The sequence below is a fragment of the Streptomyces sp. NPDC045955 genome (assembly GCF_056430805.1).
Genome location: NZ_JBWKKY010000019.1, coordinates 42,388 through 61,644, shown reverse-complemented (window position 1 = coordinate 61,644; position 19,257 = coordinate 42,388). Strand labels below are relative to the sequence as shown.

At 71.7% G+C, this 19,257-nt stretch carries 20 protein-coding genes; 16 read left to right on the top strand and 4 right to left on the bottom strand.

Features of this window, described 5'->3' with window-relative positions; genetic code table 11:
- Positions 1–155: 155 nt before the first annotated feature.
- Entirely contained in the window at positions 156–563 is a 408-nt protein-coding gene (locus AC07F0_RS31215; protein WP_399412943.1) for an SRPBCC family protein, read from the bottom strand.
- Positions 564–677: 114 nt separating this feature from the next.
- On the opposite strand from AC07F0_RS31215, the gene AC07F0_RS31210 reads away from it, so the two are divergent.
- Positions 678–1,082 carry a VOC family protein gene (locus AC07F0_RS31210; protein WP_478983356.1) on the top strand — a complete coding sequence of 135 codons (405 nt, stop codon included), beginning with the start codon at positions 678–680 and terminating at the stop codon, positions 1,080–1,082.
- Here the strand turns inward: AC07F0_RS31210 and AC07F0_RS31205 are convergent.
- Positions 1,062–1,751: a DUF6597 domain-containing transcriptional factor gene (locus tag AC07F0_RS31205; RefSeq protein ID WP_478983355.1), complete on the bottom strand. Its 690-nt coding sequence runs from the start codon at positions 1,749–1,751 to the stop codon at positions 1,062–1,064. The two genes, AC07F0_RS31210 and AC07F0_RS31205, sit on opposite strands and share 21 nt — an antisense overlap.
- 98 nt (positions 1,752–1,849) lie before the next feature.
- Positions 1,850–2,791 carry a helix-turn-helix transcriptional regulator gene (locus AC07F0_RS31200; protein ID WP_478983414.1) on the bottom strand — a complete coding sequence of 314 codons (942 nt, stop codon included), beginning with the start codon at positions 2,789–2,791 and terminating at the stop codon, positions 1,850–1,852.
- Between the two features lie 111 nt (positions 2,792–2,902).
- Here AC07F0_RS31200 and AC07F0_RS31195 point away from each other — a divergent pair, with 111 nt between their 5' ends.
- The gene (locus tag AC07F0_RS31195) at positions 2,903–3,748 is read left to right on the top strand and encodes an NmrA family NAD(P)-binding protein (protein WP_478983354.1); all 846 of its coding nucleotides are present in this window, start codon (positions 2,903–2,905) and stop codon (positions 3,746–3,748) included.
- A gap of 72 nt (positions 3,749–3,820) precedes the next feature.
- On the opposite strand, the gene AC07F0_RS31190 is transcribed toward AC07F0_RS31195, so the two are convergent.
- Positions 3,821–4,975, bottom strand: a complete 1,155-nt coding sequence (locus AC07F0_RS31190) for a YihY/virulence factor BrkB family protein (RefSeq protein ID WP_478983353.1) — start codon at positions 4,973–4,975, stop codon at positions 3,821–3,823.
- 109 nt (positions 4,976–5,084) lie between these two features.
- On the opposite strand from AC07F0_RS31190, the gene AC07F0_RS31185 reads away from it, so the two are divergent.
- The 14 genes from AC07F0_RS31185 to AC07F0_RS31120 all read left to right on the top strand — a co-directional run bounded on the left by AC07F0_RS31185 (position 5,085) and on the right by AC07F0_RS31120 (position 19,254).
- Positions 5,085–6,719, top strand: a complete 1,635-nt coding sequence (locus AC07F0_RS31185; RefSeq protein WP_478983352.1) for an acyl-CoA dehydrogenase family protein — start codon at positions 5,085–5,087, stop codon at positions 6,717–6,719.
- Between the two features lie 305 nt (positions 6,720–7,024).
- Entirely contained in the window at positions 7,025–8,302 is a 1,278-nt protein-coding gene (locus tag AC07F0_RS31180) for a GAF domain-containing protein (RefSeq protein WP_478983351.1), read from the top strand.
- 172 nt (positions 8,303–8,474) lie between these two features.
- On the top strand, positions 8,475–9,803 hold the full coding sequence (locus tag AC07F0_RS31175) for a hypothetical protein (protein ID WP_478983350.1): 1,329 nt from the start codon (positions 8,475–8,477) through the stop codon (positions 9,801–9,803).
- A 44-nt stretch (positions 9,804–9,847) separates the two neighbouring features.
- Positions 9,848–10,420, top strand: a complete 573-nt coding sequence (locus tag AC07F0_RS31170) for a GNAT family N-acetyltransferase (RefSeq protein WP_436729487.1) — start codon at positions 9,848–9,850, stop codon at positions 10,418–10,420.
- A 126-nt stretch (positions 10,421–10,546) separates the two neighbouring features.
- Positions 10,547–10,630 (top strand): putative leader peptide, encoded by an 84-nt coding sequence (locus AC07F0_RS31165; RefSeq protein ID WP_310887545.1) that lies wholly within the window; start codon positions 10,547–10,549, stop codon positions 10,628–10,630.
- A 129-nt stretch (positions 10,631–10,759) separates the two neighbouring features.
- Positions 10,760–12,457, top strand: coding sequence for a nitrite/sulfite reductase (locus AC07F0_RS31160; RefSeq protein WP_436729486.1), 1,698 nt, complete (start codon positions 10,760–10,762; stop codon positions 12,455–12,457).
- The gene (locus AC07F0_RS31155) at positions 12,454–12,633 is read left to right on the top strand and encodes a hypothetical protein (RefSeq protein WP_086600493.1); all 180 of its coding nucleotides are present in this window, start codon (positions 12,454–12,456) and stop codon (positions 12,631–12,633) included. The genes AC07F0_RS31160 and AC07F0_RS31155 overlap by 4 nt, the downstream gene beginning before the upstream one ends.
- On the top strand, positions 12,630–13,340 hold the full coding sequence (locus AC07F0_RS31150) for a phosphoadenylyl-sulfate reductase (protein WP_478983349.1): 711 nt from the start codon (positions 12,630–12,632) through the stop codon (positions 13,338–13,340). The genes AC07F0_RS31155 and AC07F0_RS31150 overlap by 4 nt, the downstream gene beginning before the upstream one ends.
- A 74-nt stretch (positions 13,341–13,414) precedes the next feature.
- Positions 13,415–13,951, top strand: a complete 537-nt coding sequence (gene cysC / locus AC07F0_RS31145; RefSeq protein WP_010042583.1) for an adenylyl-sulfate kinase — start codon at positions 13,415–13,417, stop codon at positions 13,949–13,951.
- Positions 13,948–14,883 (top strand): sulfate adenylyltransferase subunit CysD, encoded by a 936-nt coding sequence (gene cysD / locus AC07F0_RS31140; RefSeq protein WP_356924677.1) that lies wholly within the window; start codon positions 13,948–13,950, stop codon positions 14,881–14,883. Before cysC ends, cysD begins: the two co-directional genes overlap by 4 nt.
- Positions 14,884–14,885: 2 nt before the next feature.
- Positions 14,886–16,220: a sulfate adenylyltransferase subunit 1 gene (locus AC07F0_RS31135; RefSeq protein WP_478983348.1), complete on the top strand. Its 1,335-nt coding sequence runs from the start codon at positions 14,886–14,888 to the stop codon at positions 16,218–16,220.
- Positions 16,221–16,443: 223 nt separating this feature from the next.
- Positions 16,444–17,547, top strand: coding sequence for an aliphatic sulfonate ABC transporter substrate-binding protein (locus AC07F0_RS31130; protein WP_478983347.1), 1,104 nt, complete (start codon positions 16,444–16,446; stop codon positions 17,545–17,547).
- A 35-nt stretch (positions 17,548–17,582) separates the two neighbouring features.
- Positions 17,583–18,371 carry an ABC transporter ATP-binding protein gene (locus tag AC07F0_RS31125; RefSeq protein WP_436729481.1) on the top strand — a complete coding sequence of 263 codons (789 nt, stop codon included), beginning with the start codon at positions 17,583–17,585 and terminating at the stop codon, positions 18,369–18,371.
- The gene (locus AC07F0_RS31120) at positions 18,358–19,254 is read left to right on the top strand and encodes an ABC transporter permease (protein ID WP_356924673.1); all 897 of its coding nucleotides are present in this window, start codon (positions 18,358–18,360) and stop codon (positions 19,252–19,254) included. Before AC07F0_RS31125 ends, AC07F0_RS31120 begins: the two co-directional genes overlap by 14 nt.
- The last annotated feature ends 3 nt before the right edge of the window (positions 19,255–19,257 follow it).

Below are 19,257 nucleotides of genomic sequence, written 5' to 3'. Positions count from 1 at the left end.
CTCGGGTTCCGCTTGTCAACGCCCCAATGACGGGGACGGCTCGGCAAGCTCGGCTTCGTCGTCGCACGGGCGGTTTTCGAGTGGCCGGAACTCAGCCTACGGTAGTAATCGCTTTCCGTATCCGGGCAAGAAGACATGGGAGACCTGTTGGAAGACTAGGTGCGTTCCATCAGCCGCTTGAGGGCGGTGAGGTCGGCGGTCACCGCCTCCGCGTCGCGGTGGAACTCCTCGTCGCTCATCCAGGGCTGCCGCCGCAGGGTGAACACCACCTCGCAGCCGGGGCCGTCGGCGAGCACCCGCATCGGATTGTGGACGGTCTCCCCCGAGGGCAGGGTGACGTCGTGGTCGAGCACGCCGAAGTCGTTCCTGGGCGTGAAGTCCACCACGACCCGCCCCATGGGCGACTCCCCCACCCACCGGCCGTCCACCAACTCGATGGAACGGGCCAGTCCTGGAGCCCAGCCCGGGACGTTGACGGGATCCGAGACGTAGTCGTAGACCTCCTGTGCGGGTCGGTCGATGGAGATGCCCAGGTGTCGGGACTGCCGTGTCGTGGTCGTCATGGCGGCGACGTTACGGGCCTGCCCGGAGGGCTGTCTTGAACGGATCGGACACCCCCGCGACCGGTGTCCGATTCCTTCAAGACCGGGCCTCGCAGGCCTGCCTAGGCTGAGCTCATGACTGCACGATTCGATGCCATCGGCCTGGTCGTCTCCGACATGGCCGCCTCCGTCGCCTTCTACCGCCGGCTCGGGTTCGCCTTCCCCGAGGGCGCCGAGAACCAGCCGCACGCCGAGGCCGAACTGCCCGGCGGGCTGCGGCTGATGTTCGACACCGAGGAGACGGTCCGCTCCTTCCGGCCCGAGTGGCGGCCGCCGGCGGACGGCGGCCGGGCCTCGCTGGCCCTGCGCTGCGACGGGCCGGAGGAAGTGGACGCGCTGTACGCGGAGTTGGTGGACGCCGGGTGCCACGGTGAACTGAAGCCCTGGGACGCCTTCTGGGGGCAGCGGTACGCCGTCGTGCTCGACCCGGACGGCAACGGGGTCGACCTGTTCGCTCCGCTAGCCGCGGCCGGCGAGTAGCTCACCCAGCGGCAGGCCCGCCAACTCCCTGACATCCCGGGCCAGATGAGCCTGGTCGGCGTAACCGGCCCGGGCGGCCGTGTCCGCGAAGGGCACACCGCGCCGGGCCAGCGCGAGGGCGCGGCGCAGCCGCAAAATCCGGGCCAGGGTCTTGGGTCCGTAGCCGAACGCGGTCAGCGAACGGCGGTGCAACTGGCGGGCTCCGAGGCCGAGTTCGTCGGCGGTCGCGGCGACCGGCCGGCCCGCGCCGAGGGCGGTCACGACCTGCCGCAGCAGCGGATCCGGCGGATCGGCCCCGGCCGCCTGCCGCAGGGCGAGGTCCTCCAGGCCGCTCACCGGGTCGGGGGCCGCGTTCACCCGTGCCTCCAGTCGCCGTACCTCCGCGGCCGGCCACAGATCCGCGAGCTCGACACGGCGGTCACGCAGCTCGTGCGCCGGTACGCCGAGCAGGGCCGGGGCCGTGCCCGGGTAGAAGCGGACGCCGGCCCAGGCGCCGTTCTCGCCGTCCGTGACATGGGCGTGGGTATCGGGCCCGGCGACCAGCAGCCGTCCTTGGTGCCACAGCAGATCCATGCACCCGTCGGGCAGCACACGCGCCGCCCCGTCCCGCTCCGGGGCATTGCTCCACACGACCGCTCCCGCCAGCCGTGACGCCCGCTCCACGTACACGTGAGCCAGGCTACGCCGCGGGCGACGAGGCTGCCGCAAGCGTCCCGGCCCGGGCTTGCCCCCGCCGCTGACCGGGACACCGCGGCGCTCCCCCGCCCCTACTGCACCCGCCCCCGGTACTCCGCCGGGCTCATCCCGTACTCCCGCTTGAACGCCGTCGACAAGGCGAACGCGCTGCCGTACCCCACCCGGCGGGCCACCGCGTCGAGCGTGTCCTCGGAGTGGCGCAGGCGGTCGGCGGCGAGGGCGAGGCGCCAGCCGGTGAGGTACGTCATCGGAGGCTCGCCGACCAGGGCGGTGAAGCGGCGGGCGAGTGCGGCGCGGGACACACCCACCTTGGCGGCGAGCGCGGCGACGGTCCACGGATGGGCGGGATCGTCCTGGAGCAGGCGCAGGACACCGCCGACGACCGGGTCGGCGAGGGCGCGGTACCAGGCGGGCGCCTCCGCCTCCGGGCGGGCGAACCAGGCGCGCAGCGCGGCGATGACCAGCAGGTCCAGCAGCCGGTCCAGGACCACCTCCTGGCCGGGCTCGTCCCGCACGATCTCCTCGGAGACGTACGGCGTGAGCGGGCAGTCCCACACGTCGGACGTGAGGGCGAGCAGCGGCGGCAGCGCGTCCAGCAGCCGCCCGCTGATCTCGCCCTGCATCGGGTAGGTGCCGATCAGCAGCACCGTGGCACCGTCGAGCCGGTCGCCCCAGGTGCGCACGCCCAGGTCCATGGAGCCGTTGAGGGGGCGTCCGTCGGGGTGGCGGCACTCCTGGCCGGGCAGGATCAGCGCATGCGGTGCCGTGCCGGGGGCGTCTGCGCAGGTGTAGGGGTCCGGGCCGCGGGCGATGGCCAGGTCCCCGGCCCGCAGCCGGGTCGGTTCGCCCCGGTCGGGCAGGACCCAGGCCTCGCCGCGCGCGACGAGCATCACGGTGAGCGGCGCCCGGTCCTCCACGCGTACCGCCCAGGGCGGGTCGAAGCACGCCCTGATCATGAACGCGCCCCTGGCGCGCGGGCCCTCCAGCAACCCTGCAAGGGGGTCCCCCGGCATGAGCGTGTTCGAGCGTGGGGGCGCATCCATGGGGTCAGCGTAGACGCGGTCGTATGGGAATGAGCCGTTCAGCGATGGTTCCGTGCGGTGTACGGCAGTTGACTCGACGGCATGACGAACACGACACGTGACTCGCGGGACATGACGGTTGTGGTGACAGGTGCCTCGGGCCGTACGGGGAGCCGCGTGACCCGGGCGGCGCGGGCCGCCGGGCTCACGGTACGGGCGGCGTCGCGGGCGACCGGTTTCGACTGGTGGGACCGCTCGACCTGGGCGGACGCCCTGCGCGGCGCCGACGCGGCCTACCTCGTGTACCCCTCGGACGTCGGCGCGCCGGGCGCCGCCGAGGCGGTCGGGGACCTCGCGCGGGAGGCGGTCGGGCTCGGGGTGCGGCGGCTGGTGCTGCTGTCCGGGCGCGGCGAGGATCAGGCCCTGCCCACCGAGGAGGCGCTGCACGCGTCGGGGGCGGACTGGACGGTCCTGCGGGCCGCGTGGTTCGCGCAGAACTTCAGCGAGGGGCCGCTGGTGGCGGAGCTGCGGGAGCGCGGGGAGCTGGTGTTCCCGGCCGGCGAGGTGCGCGAGCCGTTCCTCGACGTACGGGACATCGCGGACGTGACGGTGACCGCGCTGACGTCCGGTGACCGGTACGTGGACCGGACGCTCACCCTGTCCGGGCCACGCCTGCTCACCTTCGGCGAGGCGGTCGCGGAAATCGCCCGGGCGACGGGGCGCCCGCTCACCTACCGGGCCGTGTCGACACAGGACTACGGCAAGAGGCTTGCCGAGTTCGGCCTGCCCCCGCAGGAGGTCACAGCCCTGACCGAAATCTTCGACACCCTCCTCGACGGCCGCAACGCCCACGTCTCACACGGCGTACAGGAGGTTCTGGGCCGCGCGCCCAGGGACTTCACGGACTTCGTACGGGAGGAGACGACGACGGGAACGTGGCAGGGCTGACGGCAGCGGTGCCCGTCGTGGCCGGACCACGGCCGGAGCGGCACAGGCGGCGCTGCCGTGGTGTGCGGGCCGTTACTTGTTCACGGGCGGTGGTGGCTCCCCGTCGGACTGGTCGGGGTGCTTCGTGTGGGTGCTCTTCACGTGGGTGCGCAGGCGGGCCGTGACGTCCTCCGGGGGGAGGAAGCGGGACCAGCGTTCGGGGAACTCGGAGGGCATGTCGGGGTCGGACTCGCCCGCGGCGGCGGCGCGGGCGACGTACTCGGCGACCTGCGCCTGCCGCAGGCGTTCGTTGGCCTCGCGGGCCGCTGCCGTCGCGGCGGCCGGCCAGACCCGGTCGATGGCGGCGTTGACCGCGGCCCCGACGAGCACGGCGAACGCGGCCACACCGATCCACAGCAGCACGGCGACGGGCGCGGCCAGGGAGCCGTAGATCGTCGGGCCCTCTACCGTGCTGGTCAGGTAGATCCGCAGCAGGAAGCTGCCGAGGACCCACATGCCGAGGGCGACGAGCGCGCCGGGCACGTCCTCGATCCACGGGGAGCGGACGGGGACGGACACGTGGTAGAGCGTGGTCAGGAAGGCGATGGACAGGAGGATGACGACCGGCCAGTAGAGGATCTGCACGACCGTCGTCGACCACGGCACGATCCGTACCACCGCGTCCGGCCCGGCCACCATCAGCGGCAGCGCGATGGAGCCGATCAGCAGGGCGACGATGAACAGCGCGAAGGCCATCAGGCGGGTCTTCACGATGCCGCGGACGCCGTCGAGGCCGTACATGACGGTGATCGTGTCTATGAAGACGTTCACGGCGCGGGAGCCGGACCACAGGGCGAACAGGAAGCCGATGGAGATGACGTCGGGCCGGCCGCCCTTCATCACGTCGTTCAGGATCGGCTCGGCGATCTGCCGCACGCCCCGGTCGGACAGCACCGTGCGGGCGGCCTCCAGGATGTTGGTCTCGAGGCTCTCGATGGTGTCGGCGCCGGTCCAGGCGTCGACATAGCCGAGCAGCCCGATCATGCTCAGCAGCAGGGGCGGCACCGACAGCAGCGTGAAGAACGCGGCCTCCGCCGCCAGGCCCAGGATGCGGTACTCGATGCAGGAGTTGACGGTGTCCTTGAGCAACAGCCAGGCGGTCCTGCGCTTGGAGACGTTCCGGTAGAGAGCACGCGCCCGGTGGAGGCGCCCGGAGTGTGTGTCGGGGGTTTCACTTGCTGGCTGCACCCCCTAACGGTATCCGTCGTGCCTGACCGTACTCACCCACAGGTGGGGCTCCGGCGCCCGGGCCCCGCCCCTTGGTGACCAGGGGGCCGCCCCGGGGTACTTTCGCAGCATGGCTGGCAGCACCCACTCCGTGAACAACCAGGTCCCGCCGTTGGTCGGGTACGACGTCTTCTCCGCCGACCGGGCCCTCACGGCGGCGGTCGAACGGCATCTCGATCCCGGCCTGCGCGACGAGGTGCTCGGAGAGCTCTCGGCGCTGGGGCGGACCTCCGGCTCGGCCCAGGTGCAGGAGTGGGGGGCGCAGGCCAACGAGAACCCGCCCCGGCTGCGCACCCACGACCGGTACGGCCACCGGATCGACGAGGTCGAGTTCCACCCGTCCTGGCACCGGCTGCTCGGCAAGGGCGTCTCGGCCGGTCTGACCGCGGCCTGGGACCGGCCGGCCGGGCATCTGCGGCGGGCCGCCGCGTTCCTGGTGTGGACGCAGGTCGAGGCCGGCAACGGCTGCCCGCTGTCGATGACGCACGCGGCGGTGCCCGCCCTGCGCGCGGACCCGGACCTGGCCGCCGAGTGGGAGCCGCGGCTGACGTCCATGGTCTACGACCGTGAGCTCAGGCCCGCCCGCCTCAAGGCCGGGGCGCTGTTCGGGATGGGCATGACGGAGAAGCAGGGCGGCAGCGACGTACGCGCCAACACGACGTCCGCGCGGCCGCTCGCCGAGGACGGGACGTACGAGCTGACCGGGCACAAGTGGTTCTGCTCGGCGCCGATGTCCGACGGTTTCCTGGTGCTGGCGCAGGCTCCGGGCGGGCTCACCTGCTTCCTGGTCCCGCGGGTGCTGGCGGACGGCACGCGCAACGTGTTCCTGCTCCAGCGGCTCAAGGACAAGCTCGGCAACCGGTCGAACGCCTCGGCCGAGGTCGAGTTCGACGGGACCTGGGCGCGCCGGGTGGGCGAGGAGGGGCGCGGGGTGCGCACCATCATCGAGATGGTGGCGGCGACCCGGCTCGACTGTGTGCTGGGATCGGCGGGGCTGATGCGGCAGGCCGTGGCGCAGGCGGTGCACCACTGCACGTACCGGGAGGCGTTCGGCGGGAAGCTCGCCGACAAGCCGCTGATGCGCAACGTCCTCGCCGATCTCGCCCTGGAGTCGGAGGCGGCGACGACGCTGGCGCTGCGGCTCGCGGCGGCCTACGACGACGGCGGCGAGCAGGAGCGGGCGCTGCTGCGGATCGCGGTGCCGGCGGCCAAGTACTGGGTGACCAAGCGGTGCCCGCCGGTGGCGGTGGAGGCGGCCGAGTGCCTGGGCGGCAACGGCTACGTCGAGGAGTCCGGGCTGCCCAGGCTGGTGCGCGAGTCGCCGCTCAACTCGATCTGGGAGGGCGCGGGCAACGTCCAGGCCCTCGACGTGCTGCGGGCGTTGCAGCGGGAGCCGGGGGCGCTCGACGCGTATCTGCGGGAGGTCGGGCAGGCGCGCGGCGCCGATCACCGGCTCGACGGGGCCATCAAGAACCTGCTGACCGACCTCGCCGATCTGGAGGGCGTTCAGGGGCGGGCGCGGCGGCTGGCGGAGCGGCTGGCGCTGGTGCTCCAGGGGTCGCTGCTGGTGCGTTTCGCGCCACCGCAGGTTGCCGACGCGTTCTGCGCGGCGCGGCTGGGCGGCGACGGGGGCGCGGCGTTCGGGACGCTCCCGCACACCCTCGATCTGGCGTCGGTGGTGGAGCGGGCCCGGCCGGTGGCCTGATCCGGGCAGCGGAAAGCGGGAGTGGTGCTGCGCCGACACGGCACCACCCCCGCCGCACTGGCCCGTTCGAGCCACTGAACGCCGCTCGGGACGGCGCCGCTCAAGTTTCGGACACGGCCGGGCTGTCCACCAGGGTTGCAAGGGGTTGCAACTTGCTGCTGACTGTGGGCGGACTGCGCGCGCCGCGGTGGGGCAGACGGCACTATGAGACGGACAGTCAAAAGGCTCCGACAGACAGTCAGGACTCCGGCGGACGGTCGATGGACTCCGACGGGCAGTGAGAAGACACCGGGGGGCACACGCCTATGGACGTCACGCAGCTCGCCGCCAGGGACACCTCGCGAGCGGCCCGGGTGCTCAGCGAGGTCCGTTCCGCCCGGTTGTCCGGGCAGCCCGCGCCCGTGCCGCCGCGCCCGGTGATCGAGCAGTCCTGGGAGCGGATGCTGCGCAGCGGTGTGGATCCCGACCACGACTTCCGGGCGGATCTGCTGTCCCGCGAGGAGGTGCAGCGGCGGCGCGAGACGTCGGCGCTGCGCCATGTGCTGCCGGTGCTGCGGGAGGGGCTGCTGGGGTTCGCGGACGTCGCCCACCACATCATGGTGGTCGCCGACGAGGAGGGGCGGGTGCTGTGGCGCGAGGGCAGCGCGCCGGTGCTGCGCAAGGCGGACGGGCTCGGTTTCGAACTCGGCGCGGACTGGCGTGAGGACGTCGTCGGCACCAACGGTCTGGGCACCCCGGCGGTGGTGCGCCGGCCCGTACAGGTCTTCGCCTCCGAGCACTTCGTGCGCTCCCAGGCCGTGTGGACGTGTGCCGGCGCTCCGCTGACGGATCCGCGGGACGGCCGGCTGCTCGGCGTGGTGGACGTGAGCGGCCCGCTGGAGACGATGCATCCGGCCACGCTCGCCTGGGTCGACTCGGTGGCCAAACTCGCCGAGGCCCGCCTGCGGGAGAGGCACCTGGAGTCGCTGGAGCGGCTGCGCGCGGTGGCGGCGCCGGTGCTGGCCCGGCTCGCCGGGCGGGCCCTGGTCGTCGACCGGGACGGCTGGACCGCCGCGGTCAGCGGGATGCCGTACACGCGGCGCGTGGCCCTGCCCAAGTCCCTGTCGCCGGGCCCGAGGTGGGTGCCGGCGCTCGGGCTGTGCTCGGTGGAGCCGCTGGCCGGGGGCTGGCTGCTGCGGGCGGCCGCCGACGAGCCGGCGGCGCGCGGGGCGAGCAGCATCGTGCTGGACCTGAGACAGGCCCGCAGATGGACGGTGGCGGTGTCCGGCGGCGCGGGCTCCTGGACGCGCGAACTGAGTCCCCGGCACGCCGAGTTGCTGTACCTCCTCGCCGTCCACCGCACCGGCCGCAGCGCCTCGGACCTGGCCGGCGACGTGTTCGGCGATCCGGCCCGCACGGTGACGGTACGCGCCGAGATGTCGCGGGTACGGCGCTACCTCGGCGCGTTCCTGGAACACCGGCCGTACCGCTTCGCCGAGGACGCCGAGGTCGAGGTGCTCCCCCCGGACGACCCGAACGACCTGCTGCCGCACTCGACGGCACCGGCGGTGGGGAGGCTGCGCGGCTCCGCACCGGCCCCCTGAGGTTCACGGGACGTGCCGTCCGGCCGCCCCAGGGGTGCATCTTGCGCATATTTGCATGGTCTTCGCCCCCCGCCCCGCCCACCTGCCGTAGCATCCCCTACGGGCCACCCCACCTGCTCCTCCGTCAACCTACGGACCACAAGGCGCAGTTGGCCCGCCTCGGGAGGACGTTATGAAGCATCGCGGCAGACACCGGCGGCGCAGGCGGGGCAGGGTTCTGCGTGGGACCCTGGCCGGGACGGCTCTCGCGCTCACCGCCGCCGCCACCCTGATCAGCGCCTCGCAGGCCACGGTCGCCGACGCGCCCGGGGCCCTGAAGCCCATCTCCGCGTCCGCCGGGGCCGGGCGGCTGCCGCTGGCCGAGCAGCGGGTGCCCGGGCCGTGGCTCGACCGGCTGGCCTCGGAGATGGGCCGGCCCGTCGGTGCCGGCACGGTGCTGGACGGCGCCGACCGTACGCTGCGGAACGCGGACGGCTGTCCGAGCGCCGAGAAGCACAGCCTGCCGGTCGAGCCGGCAGCCACGCGCGCGTACTGCTTCGGCGGCGCCGACACCCGGGGCTGGCGGCCCGGCGCGGTCACCACCTCGGGCGACGCGGACGACGACGGCCGCTGGGGCCACCACCGCGTGATCCTCTCCGGCTGGACCCGCGGCGGTGCCGGGGGCGGCTCCCTGGACGGCCCGGCCCCCGAGCGGGGCCTGGCGAAGGTCGCCTTCGTCGACGCGAACGACCCCGACCGGCTCCGCTACACCTGGGCACTGCTGGCCGTCCCGGTGGACGGCGGGCGGGACTACCGGGGGCTGGTCTCCCCGCTGTCCGGCATGGTCTGGTACCAGGACAAGCTGCTGGTGACGACCCGCGAGGGCGACCGGGACGCGCTGTACGTGTACGACATGGACCGCATCCAGCGCGCCACGGTCGACTCCGACGCGGTCGGCCGGGTGCGGGGCGGCTGGTCGGCGTACGGCAACCGGTACGTGCTGCCCGCGGTCGCGTCCTACGCCCTGCCCGGCGGGCGCGACGTGCCGCACCCGGCCGCGGTCTCCCTCGACCGCAGCACCTCCCCCGACAGCCTGGTGGCGAGCGAGTGGGTGCCGGCGGACGGCGACCGGCGCACCCGGCTGTGGCGCTACGCGCTGAGCCGGGAGCCGGCCCGGTCCGGCCTGCTGGCCACAGCCTCCTCGGGGCGCGCGGACCCGGTCGAGGCGTACGAGACGAAGACGGCCGACGTGCGGGGCGTGCTGTCGTACCGTTCGGGCTGGTATCTCGACCGCGCGGCGGGCTCGCCCGGCGGGCACGGGACGCTGTGGCGCCAGGACACGAAGGGCGCGCGGGCGACGGAGTGCGCGACGGACGAGACGCGCCACTGCTGGAGCGGCCGGGCGGGTTCCCTTTCCTACTGGGAGGAGACCGGCGAGGTCTGGTCCCAGTCGGGGCGGATGCTGTTCGCGCTGCCGCTGGCGTCGGTGGACCGGTCCCTGGGCCGGCCGGCGGACCGGTAGGCCGCGATCGACAGACCAGTGGGTCAGATGGTTTTCTGACCCGCATGACCACCATCGCCGTGACCACCTGGTCCCTGGAGCAGACCGCCCCGACCGACCTGCTGCCGGCCGCCGCGCCGGACGGGGACGTCCGGGTCGTCCGCTCCGAGGTGCCCTCGCCCGAGTTCAGCCGGTACCTGTACGCCTCGGTCGGCGGCGACATCCTGTGGACGGACCGGCTCAGCTGGTCGTACGCGCGGTGGCTGGAGCACCTGGAGCGGCCCGGCGTGGAGACGTGGGTGGCGTACGACCGGGGCACACCCGCGGGCTATGTGGAGCTGGAGGCGCAGGACGACGCGGTCGTGGAGATCACCTACTTCGGTCTGCTCCCCGCTTTTCGCGGCCGGCGCATCGGCGGGCACCTGCTGTCGTACGGCACGGCCCGTGCCTGGGACCTCGCGGACCGCTGGGCGGGACTGACGCCGACGAAGCGGGTCTGGCTGCACACCTGCAGCAAGGACGGCGAGCACGCGATGGCCAACTACGAGCGCCGCGGCTTCAAGCTGTTCGACACCAAGGTCGAGGACGAACCGGACGTCACCGCTCCGGGACCGTGGCCTGGGGCGTTCCCCGTCTGACCTGGTCGGACACCCTGGGGCGGGCCGATGTGACCAAGGACACTCACGTCTTACATAGCGAGACGCGAGTGTCCGAATCTTGGACGAAGCTGGACTGTGTCCAGATCGCCGTGCCACGCTTCCGTCATGCCTGGAACTGGGATCGCCTTGGTGAGTCGACGCCACGTCGACCTCGGCCGCATGTCCAGCGCCATCTGTCCGGCGCGCTGAGAGCACTCACGCAACGCCCGACATCCCCCTTTTTCGTCGCATTCCCGCGCAATGACGCGCCCTCTGCCCATGCGCCCGCACGCGCAGGTCAGAGCCGCTTTCCCGCCTGTCCCGAAGGACGTATCCACCATGGCCGCCACCCCGCAGAACCCTGCCGCCGCGACTCCCCGCCGCAAGGTGAGCCGTCACCGCGGTGAGGGTCAGTGGGCCGCGGGGCACCACACCCCGCTCAACGGCAACGAGCAGTTCAAGAAGGACGACGACGGTCTCAACGTGCGGACACGCATTGAGACGATCTACTCCAAGCGGGGCTTCGACTCGATCGACCCGAACGACCTGCGCGGCCGGATGCGCTGGTGGGGCCTGTACACCCAGCGCCGTCCCGGGATCGACGGCGGCAAGACGGCGGTCCTGGAGCCGGAGGAGCTGGACGACGAGTACTTCATGCTGCGCGTCCGCATCGACGGCGGGGCGCTGACCACCCGGCAGCTGAGGGTCATCGGCGAGATCTCGCAGGAGTTCGCGCGCGGCACGGCCGACATCACCGACCGGCAGAACGTGCAGTACCACTGGATCCGGATCGAGGACGTGCCCGAGATCTGGAACCGGCTGGAGGGCGTGGGCCTGTCCACCGTCACCGCCTGCGGCGACACCCCGCGTGTGATGATCGGCTCCCCGGTGGCGGGCATCGCCGAGGACGAGATCATCGACGCCACCCCGGCGCTGGAGGAGATGAAGCGCCGGGTGCTGAACAACAAGGCGTACTCGAACCTCCCCCGGAAGTTCAAGACGGCCATCTCGGGCTCGCCGCTGCTGGACGTGGTGCACGAGATCAACGACGTCGCGTTCGTCGGCGTCGTGCACCCCGAGCACGGCCCGGGCTTCGACGTGTGGGTCGGCGGCGGCCTGTCCACCAACCCCAAGCTGGGCGTGCGGCTGGGCGCCTGGGTGCCGATCGACGAGGTCCCGGACGTCTACGAGGGCGTCATCTCGATCTTCCGCGACTACGGCTACCGCCGGCTGCGCAACCGTGCCCGCCTGAAGTTCCTCGTCGCCGACTGGGGCGCGGAGAAGTTCCGCCAGGTGCTGGAGGACGAGTACCTGAAGCGCAAGCTGGTCGACGGCCCCGCTCCCGAGCAGCCGTCGCAGCAGTGGCGCGACCACATCGGCGTGCACCGGCAGAAGGACGGCCGCTTCTACGTCGGCTTCGCCCCGCGCGTGGGACGCGTCGACGGCGCGACGCTCACGAAGATCGCCGACCTCGCGGAGGCCCACGGCTCGGGCCGGGTGCGCACCACCGTCGAGCAGAAGATGATCGTCCTCGATGTCGAGGAGGACAAGGTCGAGTCGCTCGTCGAGGGCCTGGAGGCGCTCGACCTGACCGCCCGGCCGTCCACGTTCCGGCGCGGCACCATGGCCTGCACCGGCATCGAGTTCTGCAAGCTCGCCATCGTCGAGACCAAGCAGCGCGGCTCGCAGCTCATCGACGAGCTGGAGCGCCGTATGCCGGACTTCGACGAGCCGATCACCATCAACCTCAACGGCTGCCCGAACGCCTGCGCCCGCATCCAGGTGGCGGACATCGGTCTCAAGGGCCAGCTGGTCGTCAACGACAAGGGCGAGCAGGTCGAGGGCTACCAGGTGCACCTGGGCGGCGCGCTCGGCCTGGAGGCGGGCTTCGGCCGCAAGGTGCGCGGCCTGAAGGTCACCTCCGAGGAGCTGCCCGACTACGTCGAGCGCGTCCTGAAGCGTTTCCAGGCGGAGCGCGAGGACGGCGAGCGGTTCGCCACGTGGGCGGCCCGGGCCGGCGAGGAGGCCCTGTCGTGAGCGAACGAGCGGCCCCCTTCTACTGCCCCTACTGCGGCGACGAGGACCTGCGTCCGAGCGAGGAGGGGCACGGCGCGTGGGAATGCGCGGCGTGCAACCGAGCCTTTCAGCTGAAGTTCCTCGGGCTGCTGGCCCAGGGACTGAAGCGATCCGACACGGGAGGGGCGAAGATATGACCACGGTTCAGGAACAGCGCACGGCCGAGGAGCTCAAGGCCCTCGCCGAGCAGGCGGGCCGCGACCTGGAGGACGCCTCCGCGCTGGAGATCCTCCAGTGGGCGGCCGAGACGTTCGGCAAGCGCTTCTGCGTGACCTCCTCGATGGAGGACGCGGTCGTCGCCCACCTGGCGTCCCGGGCGATGCCCGGCGTCGACGTCGTCTTCCTCGACACCGGCTATCACTTCGAGGAGACCATCGGCACCCGTGACGCGGTCGACGCCGTGATGGACGTCAACGTCATCACGCTCACGCCCCGCCAGACGGTCGCCGAGCAGGACGCGGAGTTCGGCCCGAAGCTGCACGACCGCAACCCCGACCTGTGCTGCGCCATGCGCAAGGTGGAGCCTCTGGAGCGAGGCCTGAAGAACTACCAGGCCTGGGCGACCGGGCTGCGCCGCGACGAGTCCCCGACCCGGGCGAACACCCCGGTCGTCGGCTGGGACGAGAAGCGGCAGAAGGTCAAGATCTCCCCGATCGCCCGCTGGACCCAGGACGACGTGGACGCGTACGTCACGGAACACGGCGTCCTGACGAACCCGCTGCTGATGGACGGCTACGCCTCCGTCGGCTGCGCCCCCTGCACCCGCCGGGTCCTTCAGGGCGAGGACGCGCGCGCCGGCCGCTGGGCGGGCCGCAGCAAGACCGAGTGCGGGCTGCACGGATGACGGCGCCTCAGATTCAGACGTCTCAGACCCAGACGCCTCAGACGACTCAGACTCAGACGATTCAGGAGACCGACGTGACGACCGGAGCCACCGTCTGGCTCACGGGTCTGCCGAGTGCCGGCAAGACCACCATCGCCTACGAGCTGGCCGGCCGGCTCCGCGCCGAGGGCCACCGCGTCGAGGTGCTCGACGGCGACGAGATCCGCGAGTTCATCTCGGCGGGCCTCGGCTTCAGCCGCGAGGACCGGCACACCAACGTGCAGCGCATCGGCTTCGTCGCCGAACTGCTCGCCCGTAACGGCGTGCTCGCCCTCGTCCCGGTCATCGCGCCGTACCAGGACAGCCGCGAGGCGGTGCGCAAGCGGCACCAGACGAACGGCACCGCGTACGTGGAGATCCACGTGGCGACTCCGGTGGAGGTGTGCAGCGAGCGGGACGTGAAGGGCCTGTACGCCAAGCAGGCCGCGGGCGAGCTCAAGGGGCTCACCGGGGTCGACGACCCGTACGAGGCTCCCGAGTCGCCCGATCTGCGCATCGAGTCGCAGAACCAGACCGTGCAGGAGTCCGCGGCGTCCGTGTACGCCCTGCTCAGCGAAAGGGGACTGGCATGACGACCGCCGCCACGGTTTCCGAGGAGACCGACAGCCCGTACGCGCTCTCCCACCTCGACGCTCTCGAGTCGGAGGCGGTGCACATCTTCCGTGAGGTGGCGGGCGAGTTCGAGCGGCCGGTGATTCTCTTCTCCGGCGGCAAGGACTCCATCGTCATGCTGCATCTCGCGCTGAAGGCCTTCCGGCCGGCGGCGGTGCCGTTCTCGCTGCTGCACGTGGACACCGGGCACAACTTCCCCGAGGTCCTCGACTACCGGGACCGCACGGTCGCCCGGCACGGGCTCCGGCTGCATGTCGCCTCGGTGCAGGACTACATCGACCGGGGTGTGCTCAAGGAGCGCCCGGACGGCACCCGCAATCCACTGCAGACGCTGCCGCTGACGGAGAAGATCCAGCAGGAGAAGTTCGACGCGGTCTTCGGCGGCGGCCGCCGCGACGAGGAGAAGGCCCGGGCCAAGGAGCGGGTGTTCTCCCTGCGGGACGAGTTCTCCCAGTGGGACCCGCGCCGCCAGCGCCCGGAACTGTGGAACCTCTACAACGGCCGGCACGCCCCGGGCGAGCACGTCCGCGTGTTCCCGCTGTCGAACTGGACCGAGCTGGACGTGTGGCAGTACATCGCCCGGGAGGGCATCGAGCTGCCGGAGATCTACTACGCGCACGAGCGTGAGGTGTTCCGGCGCAGCGGCATGTGGCTGACGGCCGGTGAGTGGGGCGGCCCGAAGGACGGCGAGACCGTGGAGAAGCGCCTGGTGCGCTACCGCACGGTCGGTGACATGTCCTGCACCGGTGCCGTCGACTCCGACGCCGACACGATCGAGAAGGTGATCGTGGAGATCGCCGCGTCCCGGCTGACCGAGCGGGGCGCCACCCGCGCCGACGACAAGATGTCCGAAGCGGCGATGGAAGACCGCAAGCGCGAGGGGTACTTCTAGAGATGAGCACGATCACGACCGAGGAGCTCTCGGCCACCACGCTGCTGCGGTTCGCCACCGCCGGTTCCGTCGACGACGGCAAGTCCACGCTCGTCGGGCGGCTCCTGCACGACTCCAAGTCCGTCCTCACGGACCAGCTGGAGGCCGTCGAGCGCGCTTCCGCCAGCCGGGGCCAGGAGGCACCGGACCTGGCGCTGCTGACCGACGGTCTGCGGGCCGAGCGGGAGCAGGGCATCACCATCGACGTGGCCTACCGCTACTTCGCCACGCCCCGGCGCCGGTTCATCCTCGCCGACACCCCCGGCCATGTGCAGTACACCCGCAACATGGTCACCGGTGCCTCCACCGCCGAGCTGACGGTGATCCTGGTCGACGCCCGCAACGGCGTGGTGGAGCAGACCCGCCGGCATGCCGCGATCGCCGCGCTGCTGCGGGTGCCGCACGCGGTGCTGGCGGTGAACAAGATGGACCTGGTCGGCTACGACGAGACGGTGTTCGCCGCGATCGCCGAGGAGTTCACGGCGTACGCGACCGAGCTGGGCGTGCCGGAGGTCACCGCGATCCCGATCTCCGCCCTCGTCGGCGACAACGTCGTGGACCCCTCGGCGAACATGGACTGGTACGGCGGGCCGACGGTGCTGGAGCACCTGGAGACGGTCCCGGTCGCGCACGACCTGAGCCACTGCCACGCCCGGCTGCCGGTGCAGTACGTGATCCGGCCGCAGAGCGCGGACCACCCCGACTACCGCGGCTACGCCGGGCAGATCGCGGCCGGTTCCTTCCACGTCGGGGAGGAGGTGACGGTGCTGCCGTCGGGCCGCACCTCGAAGATCTCGGGTATCGATCTGCTGGGTGAGCCGGTCGAGGTGGCCTGGACGACGCAGTCGGTGACCCTCCTGCTGGAGGACGACATCGACATCTCGCGCGGTGACCTGATCGTGCCGACCAAGGACGCGCCCGCGACCACGCAGGACATCGAGGCCACCGTCTGCCACGTCGCCGACGCTCCCCTGACCATCGGCCACCGGGTGCTGCTCAAGCACGGCACCCGCACGGTCAAGGCGATCGTCAAGGACATCCCCTCCCGCCTCACGCTGGCCGACCTGTCCCTGCACCCGCACCCGGGACAGCTCGTCGCCAACGACATCGGCCGGGTGAAGATCCGCACCGCCGAGCCGCTTCCGGTCGACTCCTACGCCGACTCGCGGCGCACCGGCTCGTTCATCCTGATCGACCCGTACGACGGCACGACGCTGACCGCCGGCATGGTCGGCGAGTCCTTCGCCGCCCCCGATCCGGTCAAGGACGCGTCCGAGGACGACGGGTGGGACTTCTGACATGAACTCCCCCGACTTCTACTCGATGTTCGCGAAGGAGGGCGGCCGCGTCGGCAGCGGTGCTCTCGGCAGTGGGCAGGGCGGAGTCGCGCGATGTGTGCGCTGACGTACGCGCACCGCTCGCGCGCCCTCACCCCCCACCGCCGTAGACGAAAACCTGCCGACCTCCCGGCCACGACCTGACAGACCGTGACCGCCGGGGCCTCCGAGAGGAAACCCTCCCGTGCCTGCACCATCCGCTCTGCGCCGATCCTTGGCGGTACTCGCCGCGCTGCCCCTGCTCACACTGGCCGCCTGCGGCTACGGCTCCCAGGCCAAGGACGACGGCACCACCAAGGTCGCCGCCGGGGCGAAGAAGATCGACGGTCTCGACACCGTCAAGATCGGCTACTTCGGCAACCTCACCCACGGCACCGCACTGGTGGGCATGCAGAAGGGCTTCTTCCAGAAGGCCCTCGGCGCCACCAGGGCCGAGCCCGCGCTCTTCAACGCCGGGCCCTCCGAGATCGAGGCCCTCAACTCCGGCTCCATCGACATCGGCTGGATCGGCCCCTCCCCGGCCATCAACGGCTACGTCAAGTCCCAGGGCAAGAACCTGCGGATCATCGGCGGTTCGGCGTCCGGCGGTGTGAAGCTCGTGGTCAACCCGGACAAGATCAAGTCCCTGAAGGACGTCAAGGGCAAGCGGATCGCGACCCCGCAGCTCGGCAACACCCAGGACGTGGCGTTCCTCAACTGGGCCGCCGACCAGGGCTGGAAGATCGACCCGCAGAGCGGCAAGGGCGACGTCACGGTCGTACGCAGTGACAACAAGGTCACCCCCGACGCCTACAAGTCCGGCTCGGTGGACGGTGCGTGGGTGCCGGAGCCGACCGCGTCGAAGCTGGTCGCCGAGGGCGGCAAGGTCCTCCTCGACGAGGCGTCGCTGTGGCCGGACAAGAAGTTCGTGATCACGAACATCATCGTGCGCCAGGAGTTCCTCAGGAAGCACCCGAAGGTCGTCGAGGCCGTGCTGAAGGGCTCGGTCGAGACCAACAAGTGGATCAACGCCCACCCGGACGCGGCGAAGGCGGCGGCGAACAAGCAGCTGGAGGCCGACTCCGGCAAGGCGCTGCCCGCCGATGTACTGGACCCGGCCTGGAAGTCGATCCGGTTCACCGACGACCCGCTGGCCTCCACCCTCAGCACCGAGGCCGAGCACGCCGTGAAGGCGGGGCTGCTGCAGAAGCCCGACCTGAAGGGCATCTACGACCTCGCGCCGCTGAACAAGGTCCTCAAGGCCGAGGGCGAGCCCACGGTCGACGACGCCGGTCTCGGCGCGAAGTAAGCCCGGATCCCGAAGAGTCCCAGGAGGTGACGACCATGGCCACGACCCTCGCCAAGGCCGCCGACGGCACGGAGGCGGCCACCCACGCCGCCCGGATCGAGCACGTCTCGAAGTCGTTCGCGGGCCCCGCCGGGCAGCAGCTCGTGCTGGACGACATCACCCTCGATGTCGCGCCCGGCGAGTTCGTCACCCTCCTGGGAGCCTCGGGCTGCGGCAAGTCCACCCTGCTCAACCTGGTGGCGGGCCTGGACCGGCCCACCGCCGGCGACATCACCACCGACGGCCGCCCCGCCCTGATGTTCCAGGAACACGCCCTGTTCCCGTGGCTGACCGCCGGCAAGAACATCGAACTGGCCCTGAAGCTCAGCGGTGTGCCGAAGGCGGAGCGCCGCGAGCGGGCGGAGCGGCTGCTCGAACTCGTCCGGCTCAAGGGCGCGTACGGCAAGCGGGTGCACGAGCTGTCGGGCGGTATGCGCCAGCGGGTCGCCCTGGCCCGCGCGCTGGCCCAGGAGAGCAGGCTCCTGCTGATGGACGAGCCGTTCGCGGCACTGGACGCGATCACGCGGGACGTGCTGCACGACGAGCTGACCCGTATCTGGCGCGAGACGCAGGTGTCCGTCCTGTTCGTCACGCACAACGTGCGCGAGGCGGTCCGCCTCGCGCAGCGTGTGGTGCTGCTGTCCTCCCGTCCGGGACGGATCGCCCGCGAGTGGACGGTGGACATCCCGCAGCCGCGCCGCATCGAGGACACCGCCGTGGCGGAGCTGTCCGTCGAGATCACCGAACAACTGCGTGGGGAGATCCGCCGTCATGGCCAGCACTGACTCGACGACGACCGTCGACAAGGACGGCAACGACCTCGCCGGGCTGGAGGCGGGCCTCGACGCGCTGGAGACGCGGCAGACCAGCCGCACACCGTTCCGGCAGACCCTCACCGAGAAGATCCTGCCGCCCGTCCTCGCCGTCGCCCTCGTCCTGGCGGTCTGGCAGGCACTGGTCTCCTTCAAGGTCGTCGACGACCCGACCAAGCTGCCCGCGCCGTCGGCGGTGTGGGACGTCGTCCACCAGGCGTGGCTCCAGGGCGAACTGCTCGGCTACATCTGGACCAGCGTCTCGCGCGGTCTGCTCGGTTTCTGCTTCGCCCTGGTCATCGGCACCCCGCTGGGCCTGCTGGTGGCCCGCGTGAAGTTCATCCGCGCGGCCATCGGCCCGATCCTGTCCGGCCTGCAATCCCTGCCCTCGGTCGCCTGGGTCCCGCCGGCCGTCATCTGGCTGGGCCTGAACAACTCGATGATGTACGCCGTCATCCTGCTCGGCGCGGTCCCCTCCATCGCCAACGGCCTCGTCTCGGGCGTCGACCAGGTGCCCCCGCTGTTCCTGCGCGCGGGCCGCACGCTCGGTGCGACCGGCCTGAAGGGAACCTGGCACATCGTGCTCCCGGCCGCGCTGCCCGGCTACGTGGCGGGTCTGAAGCAGGGCTGGGCCTTCTCCTGGCGCTCCCTGATGGCCGCCGAGATCATCGCCTCCTTCCCCGACCTCGGCGTCGGCCTCGGACAGCTCCTGGAGAACGGCCGCAACGCCAGCGACATGGCCATGGTCTTCGAAGCCATCCTCCTCATCCTCATCGTCGGCATCGCGATCGACCTGCTGATCTTCAGCCCGCTGGAGCGGTGGGTGCTGCGCAGCCGCGGCCTGCTGGTGAAGTGACCC

Excerpts from the sequence above, each read along its gene's own strand:
- AC07F0_RS31200 (WP_478983414.1), bottom strand. The coding sequence starts at position 2,791 with ATGCCGGGGGACCCCCTTGCAGGGTTGCTGGAGGGCCCGCGCGCCAGG.
- AC07F0_RS31180 (WP_478983351.1), top strand. The coding sequence starts at position 7,025 with ATGGACGTCACGCAGCTCGCCGCCAGGGACACCTCGCGAGCGGCCCGG.
- AC07F0_RS31170 (WP_436729487.1), top strand. The coding sequence starts at position 9,848 with ATGACCACCATCGCCGTGACCACCTGGTCCCTGGAGCAGACCGCCCCG.
- cysD (WP_356924677.1), top strand. The coding sequence starts at position 13,948 with ATGACGACCGCCGCCACGGTTTCCGAGGAGACCGACAGCCCGTACGCG.
- AC07F0_RS31160 (WP_436729486.1), top strand. The coding sequence starts at position 10,760 with ATGGCCGCCACCCCGCAGAACCCTGCCGCCGCGACTCCCCGCCGCAAG.
- AC07F0_RS31195 (WP_478983354.1), top strand. The coding sequence starts at position 2,903 with ATGACGAACACGACACGTGACTCGCGGGACATGACGGTTGTGGTGACA.
- AC07F0_RS31175 (WP_478983350.1), top strand. The coding sequence starts at position 8,475 with ATGAAGCATCGCGGCAGACACCGGCGGCGCAGGCGGGGCAGGGTTCTG.
- AC07F0_RS31125 (WP_436729481.1), top strand. The coding sequence starts at position 17,583 with ATGGCCACGACCCTCGCCAAGGCCGCCGACGGCACGGAGGCGGCCACC.
- AC07F0_RS31165 (WP_310887545.1), top strand. The coding sequence starts at position 10,547 with ATGCCTGGAACTGGGATCGCCTTGGTGAGTCGACGCCACGTCGACCTC.
- AC07F0_RS31135 (WP_478983348.1), top strand. The coding sequence starts at position 14,886 with ATGAGCACGATCACGACCGAGGAGCTCTCGGCCACCACGCTGCTGCGG.
- AC07F0_RS31120 (WP_356924673.1), top strand. The coding sequence starts at position 18,358 with ATGGCCAGCACTGACTCGACGACGACCGTCGACAAGGACGGCAACGAC.
- AC07F0_RS31185 (WP_478983352.1), top strand. The coding sequence starts at position 5,085 with ATGGCTGGCAGCACCCACTCCGTGAACAACCAGGTCCCGCCGTTGGTC.
- AC07F0_RS31215 (WP_399412943.1), bottom strand. The coding sequence starts at position 563 with ATGACGACCACGACACGGCAGTCCCGACACCTGGGCATCTCCATCGAC.
- AC07F0_RS31210 (WP_478983356.1), top strand. The coding sequence starts at position 678 with ATGACTGCACGATTCGATGCCATCGGCCTGGTCGTCTCCGACATGGCC.
- AC07F0_RS31150 (WP_478983349.1), top strand. The coding sequence starts at position 12,630 with ATGACCACGGTTCAGGAACAGCGCACGGCCGAGGAGCTCAAGGCCCTC.